Annotated in this window: 18 protein-coding genes and 2 pseudogenes; 14 read left to right on the top strand and 6 right to left on the bottom strand. The window is 67.6% G+C overall.

The features are described from left to right. Positions 1 to 94: 94 nt before the first annotated feature. The 5 genes from ACK5M9_RS06825 (at position 95) to ACK5M9_RS06805 (ending at position 4,322) form a co-directional block, all read left to right on the top strand. The gene (locus tag ACK5M9_RS06825; protein ID WP_416892421.1) at positions 95 to 826 is read left to right on the top strand and encodes a lytic transglycosylase domain-containing protein; all 732 of its coding nucleotides are present in this window, start codon (positions 95 to 97) and stop codon (positions 824 to 826) included. 83 nt (positions 827 to 909) lie between these two features. Then, a complete protein-coding gene (eno, locus tag ACK5M9_RS06820; RefSeq protein WP_416892420.1) occupies positions 910 to 2,199 on the top strand; it encodes a phosphopyruvate hydratase in 1,290 nt (429 codons plus the stop codon). Between the two features lie 2 nt (positions 2,200 to 2,201). Beyond that, positions 2,202 to 2,894 (top strand): FtsB family cell division protein, encoded by a 693-nt coding sequence (locus ACK5M9_RS06815; RefSeq protein ID WP_416892419.1) that lies wholly within the window; start codon positions 2,202 to 2,204, stop codon positions 2,892 to 2,894. Further along, a complete protein-coding gene (locus tag ACK5M9_RS06810) occupies positions 2,887 to 3,378 on the top strand; it encodes a DUF501 domain-containing protein (RefSeq protein WP_416892418.1) in 492 nt (163 codons plus the stop codon). Before ACK5M9_RS06815 ends, ACK5M9_RS06810 begins: the two co-directional genes overlap by 8 nt. Further along, the gene (locus ACK5M9_RS06805) at positions 3,369 to 4,322 is read left to right on the top strand and encodes an exopolyphosphatase (protein ID WP_416892417.1); all 954 of its coding nucleotides are present in this window, start codon (positions 3,369 to 3,371) and stop codon (positions 4,320 to 4,322) included. Before ACK5M9_RS06810 ends, ACK5M9_RS06805 begins: the two co-directional genes overlap by 10 nt. A 107-nt stretch (positions 4,323 to 4,429) precedes the next feature. Here the strand turns inward: ACK5M9_RS06805 and ACK5M9_RS06800 are convergent, their stop codons facing one another. From ACK5M9_RS06800 to ACK5M9_RS06775, 6 genes and pseudogenes are all read right to left on the bottom strand, one after another. Next, complete coding sequence (locus ACK5M9_RS06800; RefSeq protein WP_416892416.1) at positions 4,430 to 5,992, bottom strand: sensor histidine kinase; 1,563 nt, start codon at positions 5,990 to 5,992, stop codon at positions 4,430 to 4,432. 7 nt (positions 5,993 to 5,999) lie between these two features. Beyond that, positions 6,000 to 6,770 carry a response regulator transcription factor gene (locus ACK5M9_RS06795; protein ID WP_416892415.1) on the bottom strand — a complete coding sequence of 257 codons (771 nt, stop codon included), beginning with the start codon at positions 6,768 to 6,770 and terminating at the stop codon, positions 6,000 to 6,002. Between the two features lie 353 nt (positions 6,771 to 7,123). Next, positions 7,124 to 8,302 (bottom strand): PPE family protein, encoded by a 1,179-nt coding sequence (locus ACK5M9_RS06790; protein ID WP_416892414.1) that lies wholly within the window; start codon positions 8,300 to 8,302, stop codon positions 7,124 to 7,126. Between the two features lie 68 nt (positions 8,303 to 8,370). Beyond that, positions 8,371 to 9,222: a PPE family protein, SVP subgroup gene (locus ACK5M9_RS06785; protein ID WP_416892413.1), complete on the bottom strand. Its 852-nt coding sequence runs from the start codon at positions 9,220 to 9,222 to the stop codon at positions 8,371 to 8,373. A 498-nt stretch (positions 9,223 to 9,720) separates the two neighbouring features. Next, positions 9,721 to 10,971 carry a cytochrome P450 gene (locus tag ACK5M9_RS06780; protein WP_416892412.1) on the bottom strand — a complete coding sequence of 417 codons (1,251 nt, stop codon included), beginning with the start codon at positions 10,969 to 10,971 and terminating at the stop codon, positions 9,721 to 9,723. 110 nt (positions 10,972 to 11,081) lie between these two features. Then, positions 11,082 to 11,283, bottom strand: a pseudogene (locus ACK5M9_RS06775) (hypothetical protein). A gap of 151 nt (positions 11,284 to 11,434) precedes the next feature. Between ACK5M9_RS06775 and rpsJ the strand changes: the two are divergent. The 9 genes and pseudogenes from rpsJ to ACK5M9_RS06730 all read left to right on the top strand — a co-directional run. Then, positions 11,435 to 11,740, top strand: coding sequence for a 30S ribosomal protein S10 (rpsJ, locus tag ACK5M9_RS06770; protein WP_003403578.1), 306 nt, complete (start codon positions 11,435 to 11,437; stop codon positions 11,738 to 11,740). Positions 11,741 to 11,754: 14 nt separating this feature from the next. Next, on the top strand, positions 11,755 to 12,408 hold the full coding sequence (gene rplC, locus ACK5M9_RS06765; protein WP_416892411.1) for a 50S ribosomal protein L3: 654 nt from the start codon (positions 11,755 to 11,757) through the stop codon (positions 12,406 to 12,408). Next, positions 12,408 to 13,100, top strand: a complete 693-nt coding sequence (rplD, locus tag ACK5M9_RS06760; protein WP_416892410.1) for a 50S ribosomal protein L4 — start codon at positions 12,408 to 12,410, stop codon at positions 13,098 to 13,100. The genes rplC and rplD overlap by 1 nt, the downstream gene beginning before the upstream one ends. Beyond that, complete coding sequence (gene rplW, locus ACK5M9_RS06755; protein WP_416892409.1) at positions 13,100 to 13,402, top strand: 50S ribosomal protein L23; 303 nt, start codon at positions 13,100 to 13,102, stop codon at positions 13,400 to 13,402. The genes rplD and rplW overlap by 1 nt, the downstream gene beginning before the upstream one ends. A gap of 29 nt (positions 13,403 to 13,431) precedes the next feature. Continuing rightward, complete coding sequence (gene rplB, locus ACK5M9_RS06750; protein WP_416892408.1) at positions 13,432 to 14,274, top strand: 50S ribosomal protein L2; 843 nt, start codon at positions 13,432 to 13,434, stop codon at positions 14,272 to 14,274. Between the two features lie 69 nt (positions 14,275 to 14,343). Next, positions 14,344 to 14,625 carry a 30S ribosomal protein S19 gene (gene rpsS, locus ACK5M9_RS06745; protein WP_011739061.1) on the top strand — a complete coding sequence of 94 codons (282 nt, stop codon included), beginning with the start codon at positions 14,344 to 14,346 and terminating at the stop codon, positions 14,623 to 14,625. Next, on the top strand, positions 14,622 to 15,260 hold the full coding sequence (gene rplV / locus ACK5M9_RS06740; RefSeq protein ID WP_416892407.1) for a 50S ribosomal protein L22: 639 nt from the start codon (positions 14,622 to 14,624) through the stop codon (positions 15,258 to 15,260). The genes rpsS and rplV overlap by 4 nt, the downstream gene beginning before the upstream one ends. Then, positions 15,260 to 16,054 carry a 30S ribosomal protein S3 gene (gene rpsC, locus ACK5M9_RS06735; protein WP_416892406.1) on the top strand — a complete coding sequence of 265 codons (795 nt, stop codon included), beginning with the start codon at positions 15,260 to 15,262 and terminating at the stop codon, positions 16,052 to 16,054. The genes rplV and rpsC overlap by 1 nt, the downstream gene beginning before the upstream one ends. A 3-nt stretch (positions 16,055 to 16,057) precedes the next feature. Continuing rightward, positions 16,058 to 16,162: pseudogene (locus ACK5M9_RS06730) on the top strand (50S ribosomal protein L16); the annotation flags it as partial.

The raw sequence follows: 16,162 nt of genomic DNA, 5'->3' as shown, positions 1-16,162 counted from the left end.
TTCACGACAGCTTCGGGCAACCCGATGCGTGGGACGATGAACATGGCTGAGCCGGCCCAATGCGCTGCCGGGGAGATCGCGATAGGGAGGGTATGTGTCGCCGAGACGCTGGTTGCGCATAGTCGCCGTGATCGGGGCGACCGCGATGCTGCTGGCGTCCAGCTGCACCTGGCAACTCAGCTTTTTCATCCCCAGCGGTGTGCCGCCGCCACCCGGGGATCCGGTGCCCCCGGTGGATACCCATGCCCCCGGCAGGCCCGCTGATCAGTTGCGGCACTGGGCTCAGCGGCGGGCGCCGGCGCTGGACATGCCGACCGCGGCTCTGGAGGCCTACGCCTATGCCGCCCGGGTCGCAGAGGTGGAGAACCCGACGTGCCACATCGCCTGGACCACGTTGGCCGGCATCGGCCGGGTGGAAAGCCACAACGGTACCTATCGGGGTGCCACGGTCAGCCCCAGCGGGGAGGTCACCCCGCCCATCCGCGGCGTGCGACTCGATGGAACCGGCGGCACCGAGCTGATCTCCGACGCCGACGGCGGTGAGTTGGACGGTGACGACGGCATCGAGCGTGCGGTGGGCCCTATGCAGTTCATCTCCGAGACGTGGCGTCTCTACGGCGTCGATGCCAACAATGACGGCATCGCCGATCCGGACAACATCGACGATGCCGCGCTCTCGGCCGCGGGGTATCTGTGCTGGCGCGGCAAGGATCTTGCGACACCCGAGGGATGGGTCATGGCGTTGCGCGCCTACAACAATTCCTGGGTCTACGCGCGCGCGGTCCGGGACTGGGCGACCGCCTATGCGGCGGGCCATCCGCTGTAGAAGGATGGTCTCGGGTTCTGCGGGCTTTAGGCTGGAGGTCTGTCGGGGCCAGTCAGGGATCCAGCACGCAAAGGAGAGCCCAAGTGCCGATTATTGAGCAGGTTGGCGCCCGTGAAATCCTCGATTCGCGTGGCAACCCGACCGTCGAGGTCGAAGTTGCGCTGGCCGACGGAACATTCGCCCGCGCGGCGGTGCCCTCAGGCGCGTCGACCGGCGAACACGAAGCCGTCGAGTTGCGTGACGGCGGCAAACGGTACGGCGGCAAGGGCGTGAAAAAGGCCGTCGAGTCCGTGCTCGACGAGATCGGTCCGGCAATCCTCGGGATCAATGCCGACGACCAGCGCCTGGTGGACCAGGCCCTGGTGGACCTCGACGGCACCTCCGACAAATCCCGGCTGGGCGGCAACGCCATCCTCGGCGTCTCGCTGGCCGTGGCCAAGGCGGCCGCGGACTCAGTGGCACTGCCGCTGTTCCGCTACCTGGGTGGGCCCAATGCGCACGTTCTTCCGGTGCCGATGATGAACATCCTCAACGGTGGAGCGCACGCGGACTCCGCCGTCGACATCCAGGAGTTCATGGTGGCGCCTATCGGCGCACCCAACTTCGCCGAGTCGCTGCGCTGGGGTGCCGAGGTGTATCACGCGCTCATGGCGGTGCTGAAGACGGAGGGCCTGTCCACCGGTCTGGGAGACGAGGGCGGCTTTGCCCCATCGGTTGCCGGCACCACCGCCGCACTGGATCTGATCTGCCGTGCCGTCGAATCGGCGGGGTTCAAGCCCGGCGCCGACATCGCCCTGGCGCTCGACGCGGCGGCCACCGAGTTCTACCCCGATGGAACCGGCTACCGGTTCGAGGGTGCGACCCGAACCGCCGAGGAAATGACCGATTTCTATGCGGGTCTGCTCGGCGCATATCCACTTGTCTCGATCGAGGACCCGCTTGCCGAAGACGATTGGGACGGTTGGGCGGCGCTGACGACAGCCATCGGCGACCGTGTGCAGATCGTCGGCGACGACATCTTCGTCACCAATCCCGAGCGCCTGGAGGACGGTATCGACCGCGGCGTGGCAAATGCGTTGCTGGTCAAGGTGAATCAGATCGGGACGCTGACCGAGACGCTGGACGCGGTCGCCTTGGCCCACAACAGCGGATACCGCACGATGATGAGCCACCGCAGCGGTGAAACCGAGGACACCACGATCGCCGATCTGGCGGTGGCCGTCGGAAGCGGTCAGATCAAGACGGGGGCGCCGGCGCGCAGTGAGCGCGTCGCCAAATACAACCAATTGCTGCGCATCGAAGAGGCGCTGGGCGATGCAGCACGCTACGCCGGCGATCTGGCCTTCCCGCGATTCGCTGTGGACCCGGGATAAGTTTGGCCGCCAAGTCCGATCCGAAACGGCGCGCCCCGGCATCGCGGCCGGGGAAGCCCGGTGAATCGCGCCGGCGCTCGGCGACTTCCCCGTCCAGGCCCGCTGCCAAGCCGGCCCGGCGGCCGGCGCCGGATCCAGCGCAGGAACCCGAAGACAGCACAGGTCGCGGCTCGACGCGGCCCTCCCAGGAACACCTCGTCGACCCCATCAAGCGGTCCTTCGCCGAGTCGGTCGAGCAGCGCTCCGACCAGCGGCTGGGTTTCACGGCGCGCCGCGCTGCGATCCTGGCGGTGGTGATGTGTGTGCTGACACTGACCATCGCCGGGCCGGTGCGCACGTATTTCTCCCAGCACACGGAGATGGCACAGCTGGCGGCATCCGAGGCCGCGCTGCATCGTCAGATCGGCGAGCTGGAACAACGCAAGGGCCAGCTCGCCGACCCGGCCTACATCGCCGCGCAAGCCCGCGAACGCCTCGGGTTCGTCAAACCCGGGGATATCCCGTTCCAGGTCCAGTTGCCGCCGACGGCGGTGCTGGAACCGAAGCGGGAACCGACGGTAGGCCGCCACGTCGCGAACGAGCCGTGGTACACCTCGCTGTGGCACACCATCGCCGACGCGCCGCACCTTCGGCCGGACGCCCCGGTTGCCGAACCGGTCCCGGCACCGCCGAACCCCGCGCCGCCCAGTGGTTGATCGAGCCGACCTGGAGGTGGTCGCCCGCCAGCTCGGCCGCGAGCCCCGCGGGGTGCTGGAAATCGCCTACCGGTGCCCGGACGGGACCCCCGGCGTCATCAAAACCGCGCCCAGACTGGCTGACGGAACACCCTTTCCCACGCTGTACTACCTGACGCACCCGGTGCTGACGGCGGCTGCGAGCAGAATGGAGACCACCGGCCTGATGCGCCAGATGACCGCGCGGCTGTGCGATGACGACGTGCTGGCGGCCGCGTACCGGCGGGCGCACCAGGCCTACCTGGCCGAGCGGAACGCGATCGAGCCGCTGGGCACCACGTTTTCCGGTGGGGGTATGCCCGACCGCGTCAAGTGCCTGCACGTGCTGATCGCGCATTCGCTGGCCAAGGGGCCCGGGGTGAATCCTTTCGGCGACGAGGCGCTGGTGTTGCTGGCCGGCGAGTCGGGTCCGGCCGCCGCCCTACTCGGTGGGCGGTGGCGATGAGCCGGTTCGCCGGAATCGACTGCGGTACCAACTCGATCCGGCTGTTGATCGCCGACGTGGCCGACGGGCGGATCAGTGATATTCATCGCGAGATGCGGATCGTGCGGCTGGGCCAGGGGGTGGACGCCACCGGAGAATTTGCGCCGGAAGCCCTGGTCCGGACCCGGGCAGCCCTCGTCGACTACGCCGGTCTACTGCGGGTGCACCGGGCGCAGCGGGTCCGGATGGTTGCCACCTCGGCCACGCGGGACGCGGGCAATCGGGATGCCTTCTTCGCGATGACGGCCGAGGTGCTCGGTGCGGTGTTGCCCGGCTCGGTAGCCGAGGTGATCGCCGGAACCGAGGAAGCCGACCTCTCGTTTCGCGGGGCCGTCACCGAATTAGGCGGTGCTGGCGCCCCTTTCGTGGTGACAGACCTGGGTGGCGGTTCGACGGAGATTGTGCTCGGGACCGGCCCCGGCGACGTCTCTGCGAGCTATTCGGCGGACATCGGTTGTGTACGGCTGACCGAGCGTTTTCTGCACACCGACCCTCCGACGGCGCCCGAGGTGGCAGCGGCCCGGGAAGCGGTGCGTGAGCAGTTGGCTGCGGCATTGTCCGCGGTGCCCGTCGGCGGGGCCCGGACCTGGGTGGGGTTGGCCGGCACCATGACCACGTTGTCGGCGCTGGCGCACAACATGTCGGCCTATGACGCCGCGGCCATTCACCTTTCCCGGGTGCGGCTGGGCGAGTTGATCGAGGTATGTGAACGTCTCATCGCGATGACCCGGGCGCAGCGCGCAGCCCTGGGGCCCATGCACGCCGGACGTGTCGATGTGATCGGCGGGGGTGCGATCGTGGTGGGCGAGTTGGCACGTGAGCTGCACCGCCGGGCGGGCATCGCCGAGTTGATCGTCAGCGAACACGACATCCTCGACGGGATCGTGCTGTCGATGTGCGGGTGAGGATGGGCCGGCCCGAGTTCGGACAATTTACTTGGCGCCCAGGCGGCAGAGAGTCGTTCGCGAGCGTAACGTGGCTGCGATTTCGCACCCCGGATTTCGCCGTGGCGTTACGCTCGCGGGCCGGCCGGGCGAACCGGGTTCGCGGCCGGTTGGACCATCGGTAGCCGGACCCGGAATACGGTGAGGCCGCGGGCGGATTCGGCCGACACGGTGCCGTCGTGTGCCTTGACGATCGAGTTGACGATCGCCAGCCCCAGCCCATGGCCGGATCGGGTGGAGCGTGCCTTGTCGGCGCGGACGAATCGTTCGAACAGGTGGGGTAGGACGTCGGGGTCGATATCGGGTCCGTTGTTGGTGACGGTCAGGTCGACATAGGGGCCGCGGAGTCCCTCGGAGCCGTCGCCGCGGTGGGCGCTGCCGGCTGGATGGGCGGTGATCTCCGTGGTCACCGTGACGTTCGGGGGAGTGTGCACGCGGGCGTTGGTCAGTAGATTGCTGACGAGTTGGTGCAGTCGGGCGCGGTCGCCGCTGACCAGCACAGGTTCATCGGGCAGGTTCCTGACCCAGCGGTGCGTGGGGGCGGCGACGGCCGCGTCGTTGACCGCGTTGAGCACCAACTCGGCGAAGTCGAGTTGCTCGGTCTGCAGATCCTGTCCTTCGCCCAGGCGGGAGAGCAGCAGCAGTTCATCCACCAGCGATGCCATCCGCTGCGCTTCGGACTCGATGCGGGCCAAGGCGTACTCGGTGGTCGGCGGCAGGTCTGAGCTGTCCTGGCGGGTCAGCTCCGCATAACCCTGGATTGCCGCCAGCGGGGTGCGCAACTCGTGACTGGCGTCGGTGAGGAACTGGCGCATCCGCACGTCGGATTCCACCCGGTAGGCCAGGGCGCCCTCGACGTTGTCGAGCAGGGTGTTCAGTGTGTGCCCGACGATCCCCACCTCGTTGTCCGGGTCGGTGTCCTCGGGCCGCACCCGCACGCGGATCCGGTGGTCCTCGTCGGCCAGCGGCATGGCGGCGACCTCGGCGGCGGTTGCGGCGACTCGGCGCAGCGGGCGCAACGCGTAGCCCACCACCCAGGTTGTCAGTCCGGCCGTGATCACCATCGCGGTAGCGATGAGTACCGCCGACGCCAGTTGCTTGCGCGCGATGATCCGATCGGCGATATTCAGCGACACGCCCACAACCAGGCGGTCGGGTCCGGCCATCCGGCTGTTCACCTGGTGCGGGCCGAGACCGCCCAGCTTCTCTATTCGCGATGGGGTTTCGGTCCACGACCTCGCTTCGATGGCGCGCACGACATCCTCGGGGGCAGGCTGCGGGTCGTCCTCGGAAAAGACGGCCGACGCCACCACCTTGCCGTCGCGGAGCACCGCGATCAGATTTCCCGGTGTCTGTCCGGTGAACTCCAGCAGCGCCGCGGACACCGGTTCCGTGCCGGTGTGTCCCGGTGTGCGTTGGTTGTTGAGATACCTGGCGTAGGCATGGTTGAACGCATGCATGGATTCGGCGACTTCGGCGTCGCTCATCGCGGTGACGTAGCCGCGCAGGGTGAACACCGAGATGAAACCCACCGCGACCAATACGGTGGTCACGACGGTCAGCACGCCCAGCAGCAGTTGCCGGCGCAGGGTGCGGGGAAACCACCGCGGGGTGTGACGATGCGCCGTCATGGCGAGTTCATTCGGGTGGTCGCAGCATGTATCCAATTCCGCGGACGGTGTGGATCATCGGTTCGCGGTCGGCGTCGATCTTCTTTCTCAGGTAGGAGATGTAGAGGTCGACGATGCTGGTGCGGCCGGCGAAATCGTAGTTCCAGACGCGATCGAGGATCTCGGTGCGGCTCAGGGCCCGCCGTGGATTGCGCATCAGGAACCGGAGCAGTTCGAATTCGGTTGCCGACAGCGAGATCGGTGTGTCGCCGCGGTTCACCTCCCGGCTGGCCGCGTCCAGTTTGAGGTCGCCGACGGTCAGGGATTCGTCGGCGGGCGGCGCCATGTTGCCGGAACGGCGCAGCAGCCCGCGCAGCCGGGCGACCAACTCTTCGAGGCTGAAGGGCTTGGTCATGTAGTCGTCGGCGCCGGCGGTCAGGCCCGTCACCCGGTCCATCACCGAGTCGCGTGCGGTGAGGAAAAGCGTGGGTGTGTATGTCTCGGAGTCGCGGACCTGCTGCAGAATCCGCAGGCCGTCCACGTCGGGAAGCATGATGTCGAGGACCAGTACGTCGGGGCCGATGCTGTCGAATTTGGCGATGGCCTCGCGCCCGTTGTGGGCGATCTCGACATCCCAGCCCTCGTAGTGCAATGCCATTTTGACCAAGTTGGTCAACGCCGGTTCGTCGTCGACGAGCAACACTCGGATGGGTGAGCCGTCGGCACGGTGAATTCGCGGCAGTTGCCCCAGAATCGCCTGCCGCGGACGTTGGCTGCGCCCGGGAGTCATGGCTGGCATAGTTCAGCATTCTGGTGAAGCGCACAGCTATTTGTCATGCAAGTCATAGATCGTACACATGTTACCGGGGGGGGCTGGGGCTGGGCGGCTGGGGCTGGGGGGCTGCGGGTGGGCGAGTCCTGCCTGCACGGCCCCGGGAAATCGGTTCGCTCCCTCGCCGCCGGCATGTGACGCCCTGGCCAGGGCTTCGACTGTGAAGCCAGGGCTTCGACTGTGAAGCCAGGGCGGGAATCTCGTCCGGAATCCCGCCCTAGCCTCACAGTGAACGCCGACGCTTCACAGTGAACGCCGTGGGCTCACGGTGAACGCCGACGTTTCGATGTCACGCCCCTGCGGCATAGCAGGCCTCTGCGTCAGACCACGACCTGCTTGGGCATGACGATCGGCTTGAAGCCGTAACGCGGGCCGGCATAGGCGCCGGCCCCCTTGGTTGCCGCGGCCATACCGGGCATTCCCGCCATGACTCCGGGCGCCGCGCCTTCCTCGGGGACGACCCAGCCGCTGCCCGCCAGGGCCGTACCGGCATCCTCGGCAACCGGAGCGGCGCCGGCCCAACCGGCGGGCACCGACAGCTTGCCCACCAGTGACGCCTCACCGAGGCTGGCGCCGATGCCGGCGGGGGCGACTTCGTCGGCCAGCCCAGCGGCGGCGATGCCGGGAGCGGTGGCCGCGACTGCCTCCGCCGCGGCGGCAATGTTGCCGTCGATGACGTGCGCGGCGAAGATCGCGTTGGGGATTGCGGCGAAGACGTACCACGATGCCGTGACACCGACCTGCTGGATGCCGTTGAAGATCAGCGGCGTGCCGAGGAAGCCGTCCAGGGCGTTGAGCATTTCCTGCGTCTGCACCGGCAGTGCGTCGAACAGGCCGGTGCCGATCGAGGAAGCGTTGGAGGCCATGGTGCTCAACTGGGTCTGCAAACCGGTGACGATGTCGCCCAGTGACGCGGCTGGGGATTCCGCGGCTGCCGCGGCGACGGCGGCGGATTGGATGCCCGCGGCCGCCGGGTTGGTGGTCGGTGCGGCCGGCGCCAGCGGATCAAGCATCGCCGCGGCCGCCGCGGCCGCCTGGTAGGTGAACATCGCGGTGGCGTCCTGCACCCACATTTCCATGTAGAGGGCTTCGGTGGCCATGATCGCCGGGGTGTTGATGCCCAGGAAGTTCGTCGCGACCAGCGCGGCCAACTGAGCTCTGTTGGCGGCGATCGCCGGCGGCGGCACGGTTGCGGCGAATGCCGCCTCGTAGGCCGCCACCGACGCCGACGCCTGAATGGCGGCCTGCTCGGCGGCGGCCGCGGTATTGGTCAACCAGGACATGTAGGGCTGCGCGGCGGCCGCGGCGGCCGCGGACGCCCCGCCGGTCCACTGCTCGGTGGTCAGCTGCGTGATGATCGACTCGTGCTGGGCCGCGGTGGTGGCAAGTTCGGCGGCCAGGTTGTTCCAGGCGGCCGCGGCTGCCATGAGCGGCCCGGCACCAGCACCGCTGTACATGAGTCCGGAGTTGAGTTCTGGCGGAAATGCTGCGAAAGACATGGTTGCGTCCTGTTTCTTCGTTGGCCGGTTTCGGTTTCCAAGAGGGGCTGGGGACTCGGCGGCGGGAGCTAGGCGCCCACCGGCTTGGGCATGACGATCGGTTTGACGCCGTAGCGCGGTGCGCCGAAGCCGGCACTGTTGCGGCCGGCCGAGGCGACGCCCGGCACCCCGGGATAGAGCGCACTGTGCCCTGCGGCCGGCGCCGCGGTGGTCCAGCCCGCACCGGACAGGGTGCCGGTGGTGGTGCTCGACGCCAGGGCGGCGGGCGTGGCCCAGCCCGGTGGCACGGCCAACCCGCCCACCATGCCCGCCTCGCCCAGTCCGGCGGCCACCGGCCCGGCCATGGCGGCACCACCGGCCGCACTGGCCGTCGATACTTCGGCCGTGGTGGCCGCGGCCGCGGCGGCGGCGAGATCTTCGGGAACTCCGTAGCCCTCCGGCATGAGACCGCCGCCGGTCAGGCCGAGCAGACCCGAGGTGGCCGAAGCCCAGTTGCCTATCTCGTAGCTGGCGAAGTTCGCCGTGTTGCCCGACAGGCTGAACGGCTGGCCGCCGGTGCTTTCGACCGGACCGCCGAGCAGCGTGCTGATCGTGTTGATCACGTCCCCGGGCTCGGATGCCAAGGTCGCCGCGGCCGCGTTGGAGGTCTCGGACCATTCGTAGGTTCCGCTGCTCAGCCCGAGGGTCTGTACGTACTGCTCCTGCATCGCCTGGGCCTCGGCCGCCATCTGCTGGTACAGCGCCCCGTAGGCGGCGAAGATGCCGGACTGCAGGATCGAGACCTGGTCGGCTGCCGCCGGGGCGATGGCGGTCGTCGGCGCCGCCGCACCGGCGTTCTGCGCTGCAAGCGCACTACCGATGGCTCCCAGCTGGGCCGCCGCGGCTGCCAGCTCTTCGGGCACTGCGGTCAGAAATGACATTTTTTGCTCCTCGTATGTGACATATCGGCTCCCAATCCCCCGGGTAGACCCTGTGTGCTCGCGTAGCGACTCCTGTGCGTTGGCCTAACGCTAGCCAGTCGGGGGCCCGGAATTCCTGCCGAGAAGTAGTGGCTCCGCCGACGTTAACGGTGTCTTAACGGTGGTGTACATGGTGTTAACAAGTTCCCGACGGCCGAAATTTTAGTGTCATGTGGCCTGCGGCCGGCTGATTCGCCTCGGCGTGCTCTGGTTTCCAGGTGGGCGGGGGGAGCAGCGGAGCAGTCGAGTTCATCCTGCGCCCAGGGCGCTGATCGTCGGCGTGTCGCCGCCGTGAGCGCAGAATCAATATCACTGCCTAGCGCCTTGAGTGTTCACTCTGTGCCGGTGGCGCAAAAGTGCGAGTGGATGGCGCCCTCAGCGCAGGGTCGGCGGGGGTGGTTGCGGGCAAACCCGACAACCAACCGAGCACCCCGCCGGGCGTGTTTTTGCCCTACGCTCCTACCGCAGCGAGTACCGGATCCGCAGGTGCTTGAGCCCGCCCACGAAGGTGGTGGAGGTGAGTTTCGGCTCCCCGTTGAGCTCGATGGATTCCAGGCGCGGCAGCAACTCGGAAAAGAAGCTGCTGATCTCCATGCGGGCCAGGGCGGCGCCGAGGCAGAAGTGAATGCCGTGGCCGAACGCCAGATGCCTGTTCGGATCCCGCCCCACATCGAAGCGGAACGGTTCGTCGAACACGTCTTCGTCGCGGTTGGCCGAAACGTAGGAAAGGTATACCGACTCGCCCTCGGCGATCCGAACCCCGCGGATGCTGGTGTCCGCGGTGGCGGTGCGCATGAACTCCTTGACCGGCGTCACCCATCGGACCATTTCCTCGGTGGCCAGCGGCATCAGGGCCGGGTTGGCGGTCAGCCGCTCCCGTTCGCCGGGGTTTTCGATCAGCGCCTGCAGTCCACCGGAGATGGTGGCGCTGGTGGTGTCGTGACCTGCGGTGGCGACGATGACGTAGTAGGACACCGTGTCGATGTCCGACATCGGTTCGCCGTTGATGCGGGCATTGGCGATCGCCGAGGCGAGGTCTTCGGTCGGGTTCGCCCGCCGGGCAGCGGTGAGTTCGTTGAAATAGGCGAAGAAGTCGAGCAGGACCTGAAGCTGCTCTTCGGGGGTGGTGCCGCGCTGGAATTCGGTGTCGTCGCCGCCGAAGAGTTCCTGAGTCAGCCGCAGCATCCGGGGAAAGTCCGATTCCGGCAGGCCCAGCAGCGACAGGATGACATACAGCGGGTAATTCGTGGCCACCTCGGTGACGAAGTCGCATTCAGGGCCCACTGCGGCGAGTTTGTCGACGTAGGACTTGGCAAGTTCGTCGATCCTGACCTTCAGGGCCCGCATCGCCTTGGGGCGGAACCAGTCGGCCCCGATGGCCCGCGCCAGCCGGTGCTGCGGGTCGTCCATGTGCACCAGTGTTCGCAATCCCATCCCGGCGTCCAGCAGCGACTGTGACAAGTCGTCGGCCTCGGCGGTCGCCAGCAGCGGCCGGGGCCCGCTGATGAACAACTCGTTGGCCCGCTCGATCTCCATCACGTCGGCATGCTTGGTGATCGCCCAGAACGGCCGGAACGGCGGACGGTCGACCAGCGCCACCGGTGCGTGTGCCCGCAGGTGGGTCATTGCCGCGTGCAGGCGCGCATCGTCGGCATATGCGCTGGGGTCGGCGAAAATCTCGGCGGCGGCGTCGGTGATCGGTGTGTCCATGCCTCATCCTCGTGAGTTTCCCGGCACCCGGGCTGAATCCCAGTGTCGGTGATCGGTGGCCACGAAGCCAGCATCCAGCCGAATATCGGGAAAGCGCAACGTCGCGCCGACTATGGCGGAAGGTGCGTTCGCCCTCGGTGGCCGATGGCCCGGGATTTGGCCGAGGCGGTGTTCTGAGGCATACTGTTCGGGTTGTCTTGCGCCAGGTTCGCGCCTGGCCGGACATACGACCAGCGTCCACACGGGCGCGTCCGGTCCCAACCTTGGAGCGCGATCATCTCGGCCGCCTACAAGGCTGCGTGCGGGTGACACTCGCGAGCGCGGGGCCGGTTGACCTACGACAGGTAAACAGCGGCGCAGGTTCCGGCGCAACGTTGGATGCCCCTTGACCGGGGGATCTCGCGCGCCGGAAGGCACCAGGTCAGGGCCCGGACTCGGGTGTGGGAGATGAGGTAGGAGCAGCGTGGCGGGACAGAAGATCCGCATCAGGCTTAAGGCCTACGACCATGAGGCTATTGATGCATCGGCGCGCAAGATCGTCGAGACCGTCGTGCGCACGGGCGCCAGTGTCGTGGGGCCGGTGCCGCTGCCGACTGAAAAGAACGTGTACTGCGTCATTCGCTCTCCGCACAAGTACAAGGACTCGCGGGAGCACTTCGAGATGCGTACGCACAAGCGACTGATCGACATCATCGACCCAACGCCGAAGACCGTCGACGCACTCATGCGCATCGACCTTCCGGCCAGCGTCGACGTCAATATCCAGTAGGAGCTTCCACGGCAATGGCGAGAAAAGGCATTCTGGGTACCAAGCTGGGCATGACGCAGGTATTCGACGAGAACAACAGGGTCGTGCCGGTGACCGTGGTCAAGGCCGGCCCGAACGTGGTGACCCGCATCCGTACCCCCGAACGTGACGGATACAGCGCGGTGCAGCTGGCCTACGGCGAGATCAATCCGCGCAAGGTGAACAAGCCGGTGACCGGCCAGTACAAGGAAGCGGGTGTGAACCCGCGCCGCCACCTGGCCGAGTTGCGGCTGGACAGCGCGGATGCGGCCGCCGGCTACGAGGTCGGCCAGGAACTCACCGCGGACATCTTCGCCGACGGCGTGTACGTCGACGTGACGGGCACCTCCAAGGGCAAGGGTTACGCCGGCACCATGAAGCGCCATGGCTTCCGCGGCCAGGGCGCCAGCCACGGCGCCCAGGCCGTGCACCGTCGCCCGGGATCGATCGGCGGCTGCTCCACGCCCGGACGGGTGTTCAAGGGCACCCGGATGTCGGGCCGGATGGGCAGCGACCGGGTAACCGCGCAGAACCTGCGGGTCCACAAGGTCGACGCCGAGAACGGGGTGCTGTTGATCAAGGGTGCCGTTCCCGGCCGCACCGGTGGACTCGTCATGGTCCGCAGCGCGATCAAACGAGGTGAGAAGTGATGGCTGCCAAGTCGCAGAAAGCCAAGGGTTCGGGCGCGCTGAAGATCGACGTGAAAACGCCGGCGGGCAAGGTCGACGGTGTCATCGAGTTGCCGGCCGAGCTCTTCGACGCTCCGGCGAACATCGCGCTGATGCACCAGGTGGTCACCGCCCAGCGTGCGGCGGCGCGGCAGGGCACGCACGCCACCAAGACCCGCGGCGATGTCCGCGGCGGTGGCCGCAAGCCCTACCGGCAGAAGGGGACCGGCCGCGCCCGGCAGGGTTCGACGCGGGCGCCGCAGTTCACCGGCGGCGGTGTGGTGCACGGCCCGCAACCCCGGGATTACAGCCAGCGCACGCCCAAGAAGATGATCGCCGCGGCGTTGCGCGGGGCACTGTCGGACCGGGCGCGCAACGGACGCATCCACGCGGTAACCGAGTTGGTCGCCGGTCAAACCCCTTCCACGAAGAGTGCGGCGGCCTTCCTGGCAACGCTGACCGAGCACAAGCGGGTGCTGGTGGTCATCGGGCGCAGCGACGAGGCCGGAGCCAAGAGTGTGCGCAACCTGCCTGGTGTGCACGCCCTGCCGCCGGACCAGCTCAACACCTACGACGTGTTGCGCGCCGACGACATCGTGTTCAGCGTCGAGGCGCTCAACGGCTACATCGCAGCCCATGCGGGCACCGCCGACACCGAGGAGGTTCCGGCCTGATGGCGACCATCGCTGACCCCCGCGACATAATCCTGGCTCCGGTCATCTCCGAGAAGTCCTACGGGTTGCTGGACAACAACGTCTACACCTTCGTGGTGCACCCCGATTCGAACAAGACGCAGATCAAGATCGCCGTCGAGAAGATCTTCGCCGTCAAGGTCGCATCGGTGAACACCGCCAATCGGCAGGGCAAGCGCAAGCGCACCCGGACCGGGTTCGGCAAGCGCAAGAGCACCAAGCGCGCCATCGTGACGCTGGCCCCGGGCAGCAAGCCGATCGACCTGTTCGGAGCCCCGGCCTAGCCGGGTGCGAGAGAAAGATCTGATTAGACATGGCAATTCGCAAGTACAAGCCCACGACCCCGGGTCGTCGCGGCGCGAGCGTGTCGGACTTCGCTGAGATCACTCGCTCGAAGCCGGAGAAGTCGCTGGTTCGTCCGCTGCACGGCCGCGGTGGCCGCAACGCTCACGGTCGTATCACCACCCGCCACAAGGGCGGCGGCCACAAACGCGCCTACCGGGTCATCGACTTCCGCCGCAACGACAAGGACGGGGTCAACGCGAAGGTCGCGCACATCGAATACGATCCGAACCGCACCGCCCGCATCGCGCTGCTGCACTTCCTGGACGGGGAGAAGCGCTACATCATTGCGCCGAACGGCCTTTCCCAGGGCGACATCGTCGAGTCGGGCGCCAACGCCGACATCAAGCCCGGCAACAACCTGCCGCTGCGCAACATCCCGGCCGGCACGTTGGTCCATGCGGTGGAACTACGGCCCGGCGGCGGAGCCAAGCTCGCGCGGTCGGCGGGTGCGAGTATCCAGTTGCTCGGCAAGGAAGCCAGCTACGCGTCGTTGCGGATGCCCAGCGGTGAGATCCGCCGGGTGGACGTGCGGTGTCGTGCCACCGTCGGAGAGGTCGGCAACGCCGAGCAGGCCAACATCAACTGGGGCAAGGCCGGTCGCATGCGCTGGAAGGGCAAGCGTCCGTCGGTGCGTGGTGTGGTGATGAACCCGGTGGACCACCCGCACGGCGGTGGCGAGGGCAAGACCTCCGGCGGCCGGCACCCGGTCAGCCCGTGGGGCAAACCCGAGGGCCGCACCCGCAAGCCGAACAAAGCGAGCAACAAGCTCATCGTCCGCCGCCGGCGCACCGGCAAGAAGCACGGACGGTAGCCGCCGGTGAGGAAACACAGCGCGACGCGGTCGAGCCGGTCAATGAGTGAAGTCGAGGAGTAGCGAACCATGCCACGCAGCCTGAAGAAGGGCCCGTTCGTCGACGACCACCTGCTCAAGAAGGTCGACGTCCAGAATGAGAAGAACACCAAGCAGGTGATCAAGACCTGGTCGCGGCGTTCCACCATCATTCCGGACTTCATCGGCCACACCTTCGCGGTGCACGACGGGCGCAAGCATGTCCCGGTGTTCGTCACCGAGTCGATGGTCGGTCACAAGCTGGGCGAGTTCGCTCCCACCCGCACGTTCAAGGGACATATCAAGGACGACCGAAAGAGCAAACGGCGATGAGTACCACCACCACTGAATTCCCGTCGGCGACCGCCCAGGCGCGGTTCGTCCGGGTTTCGCCGATGAAGGCACGCCGGGTGATCGACCTGGTGCGTGGCCGCTCGGTGGCCGACGCGCTGGACATTCTTCGGTGGGCGCCGCAGGCCGCGAGCGAACCGGTGTCCAAGGTCATCGCCAGTGCCGCGGCCAACGCGCAGAACAACAAGGGCCTCGACCCGGACAGCCTGGTGGTGGCCACGGTGTATGCCGACGAGGGCCCCACCGCCAAGCGCATCCGTCCGCGTGCCCAGGGCCGTGCGTTCCGGATTCGTCGGCGAACCAGCCACATCACCGTGATCGTGGAGAGCCGGCCCGGGAAGGACCAGCGGGCGAAGTCCTCGCGGACCCGCCGCGCCGAGGGCAGCAAGGCCGCCGCCAAGGCTGGAGCCGGCTCGGGCGCCACCAAGGCTGAAACTGTTTCGGGGGCCAAGAAGGCCGCGGCGAAGGCACCGGCCAAGAAGGCACCAGCCAAGAAGGCCGCCGCCAAGGCTGAAACTGTTTCGGGGGCCAAGAAGGAGGCCAAGAAGGCCGTGTCCAAGGCCAAGTCCAAGGCCAAGTCCGCCGAGGCATCTGAAGCGAAGGGAGGCTCAGACTAGTGGGCCAGAAGATCAATCCGCACGGCTTCCGCCTTGGTATCACCACCGACTGGAAATCGCGCTGGTACGCCGACAAGCAGTACGCCGACTACGTCAAGGAGGACGTCGCGATCCGGCGGTTGCTGTCCACCGGTCTGGAGCGGGCGGGCATCGCCGACGTCGAGATCGAGCGCACGCGTGACCGGGTCCGGGTGGACATCCACACCGCGCGTCCGGGCATCGTCATCGGCCGCCGCGGCACCGAGGCCGACCGTATCCGCGGCGACCTGGAGAAGTTGACCGGCAAGCAGGTGCAGCTCAACATCCTCGAGGTGAAGAGCCCCGAGGCGCGGGCGCAACTGGTGGCCCAGGGGGTTGCCGAGCAGCTGAGCAACCGGGTCGCGTTCCGGCGGGCGATGCGCAAAGCGATCCAGTCGGCCATGCGTTCGCCCAACGTCAAGGGCATCCGGGTGCAGTGCTCGGGCCGGCTCGGCGGCGCCGAGATGAGCCGTTCGGAGTTCTACCGCGAAGGCCGGGTTCCGCTGCACACCCTGCGTGCCGACATCGACTACGGCCTGTACGAGGCCAAGACCACCTTCGGGCGGATCGGCGTCAAGGTGTGGATCTACAAGGGTGATCTCACCGAGAAGGAATACGCACGTGAGCAGGCCAGCCAGGCTCCCCGGCAGCGCCGCGGAGACCGCGGCGACCGTGGCGAGCGAGGTGGCCGTGGCCGCCGCGGCGGCTCCGAGGCTCCCGCCTCTGCCCCTGAAACCACCGCCGCGCCACAGGCCGCGGCCGAGACGGAGGCCTGAGCCATGCTCATCCCCCGGCGGACCAAGCACCGCAAGCAGCACCACCCCAAGCGCTCCGGCGTGGCCAAGGGCGGCACCTCGATCACATTCGGTGACTACGGCATTCAG

The sequence above is a fragment of the Mycobacterium sp. genome, assembly GCF_047975165.1.
GTDB lineage: Bacteria > Actinomycetota > Actinomycetes > Mycobacteriales > Mycobacteriaceae > Mycobacterium.
This window is presented reverse-complemented; position numbering and strand designations above follow the sequence as displayed.

Excerpts from the sequence above, each read along its gene's own strand:
- ACK5M9_RS06790 (WP_416892414.1), bottom strand. The coding sequence starts at position 8,302 with ATGTCTTTCGCAGCATTTCCGCCAGAACTCAACTCCGGACTCATGTAC.
- rplW (WP_416892409.1), top strand. The coding sequence starts at position 13,100 with ATGGCGACCATCGCTGACCCCCGCGACATAATCCTGGCTCCGGTCATC.
- rplV (WP_416892407.1), top strand. The coding sequence starts at position 14,622 with ATGAGTACCACCACCACTGAATTCCCGTCGGCGACCGCCCAGGCGCGG.
- ACK5M9_RS06785 (WP_416892413.1), bottom strand. The coding sequence starts at position 9,222 with ATGTCATTTCTGACCGCAGTGCCCGAAGAGCTGGCAGCCGCGGCGGCC.
- rpsS (WP_011739061.1), top strand. The coding sequence starts at position 14,344 with ATGCCACGCAGCCTGAAGAAGGGCCCGTTCGTCGACGACCACCTGCTC.
- rplD (WP_416892410.1), top strand. The coding sequence starts at position 12,408 with ATGGCTGCCAAGTCGCAGAAAGCCAAGGGTTCGGGCGCGCTGAAGATC.
- rplC (WP_416892411.1), top strand. The coding sequence starts at position 11,755 with ATGGCGAGAAAAGGCATTCTGGGTACCAAGCTGGGCATGACGCAGGTA.
- ACK5M9_RS06780 (WP_416892412.1), bottom strand. The coding sequence starts at position 10,971 with ATGGACACACCGATCACCGACGCCGCCGCCGAGATTTTCGCCGACCCC.
- ACK5M9_RS06795 (WP_416892415.1), bottom strand. The coding sequence starts at position 6,770 with ATGCCAGCCATGACTCCCGGGCGCAGCCAACGTCCGCGGCAGGCGATT.
- ACK5M9_RS06800 (WP_416892416.1), bottom strand. The coding sequence starts at position 5,992 with ATGACGGCGCATCGTCACACCCCGCGGTGGTTTCCCCGCACCCTGCGC.
- rplB (WP_416892408.1), top strand. The coding sequence starts at position 13,432 with ATGGCAATTCGCAAGTACAAGCCCACGACCCCGGGTCGTCGCGGCGCG.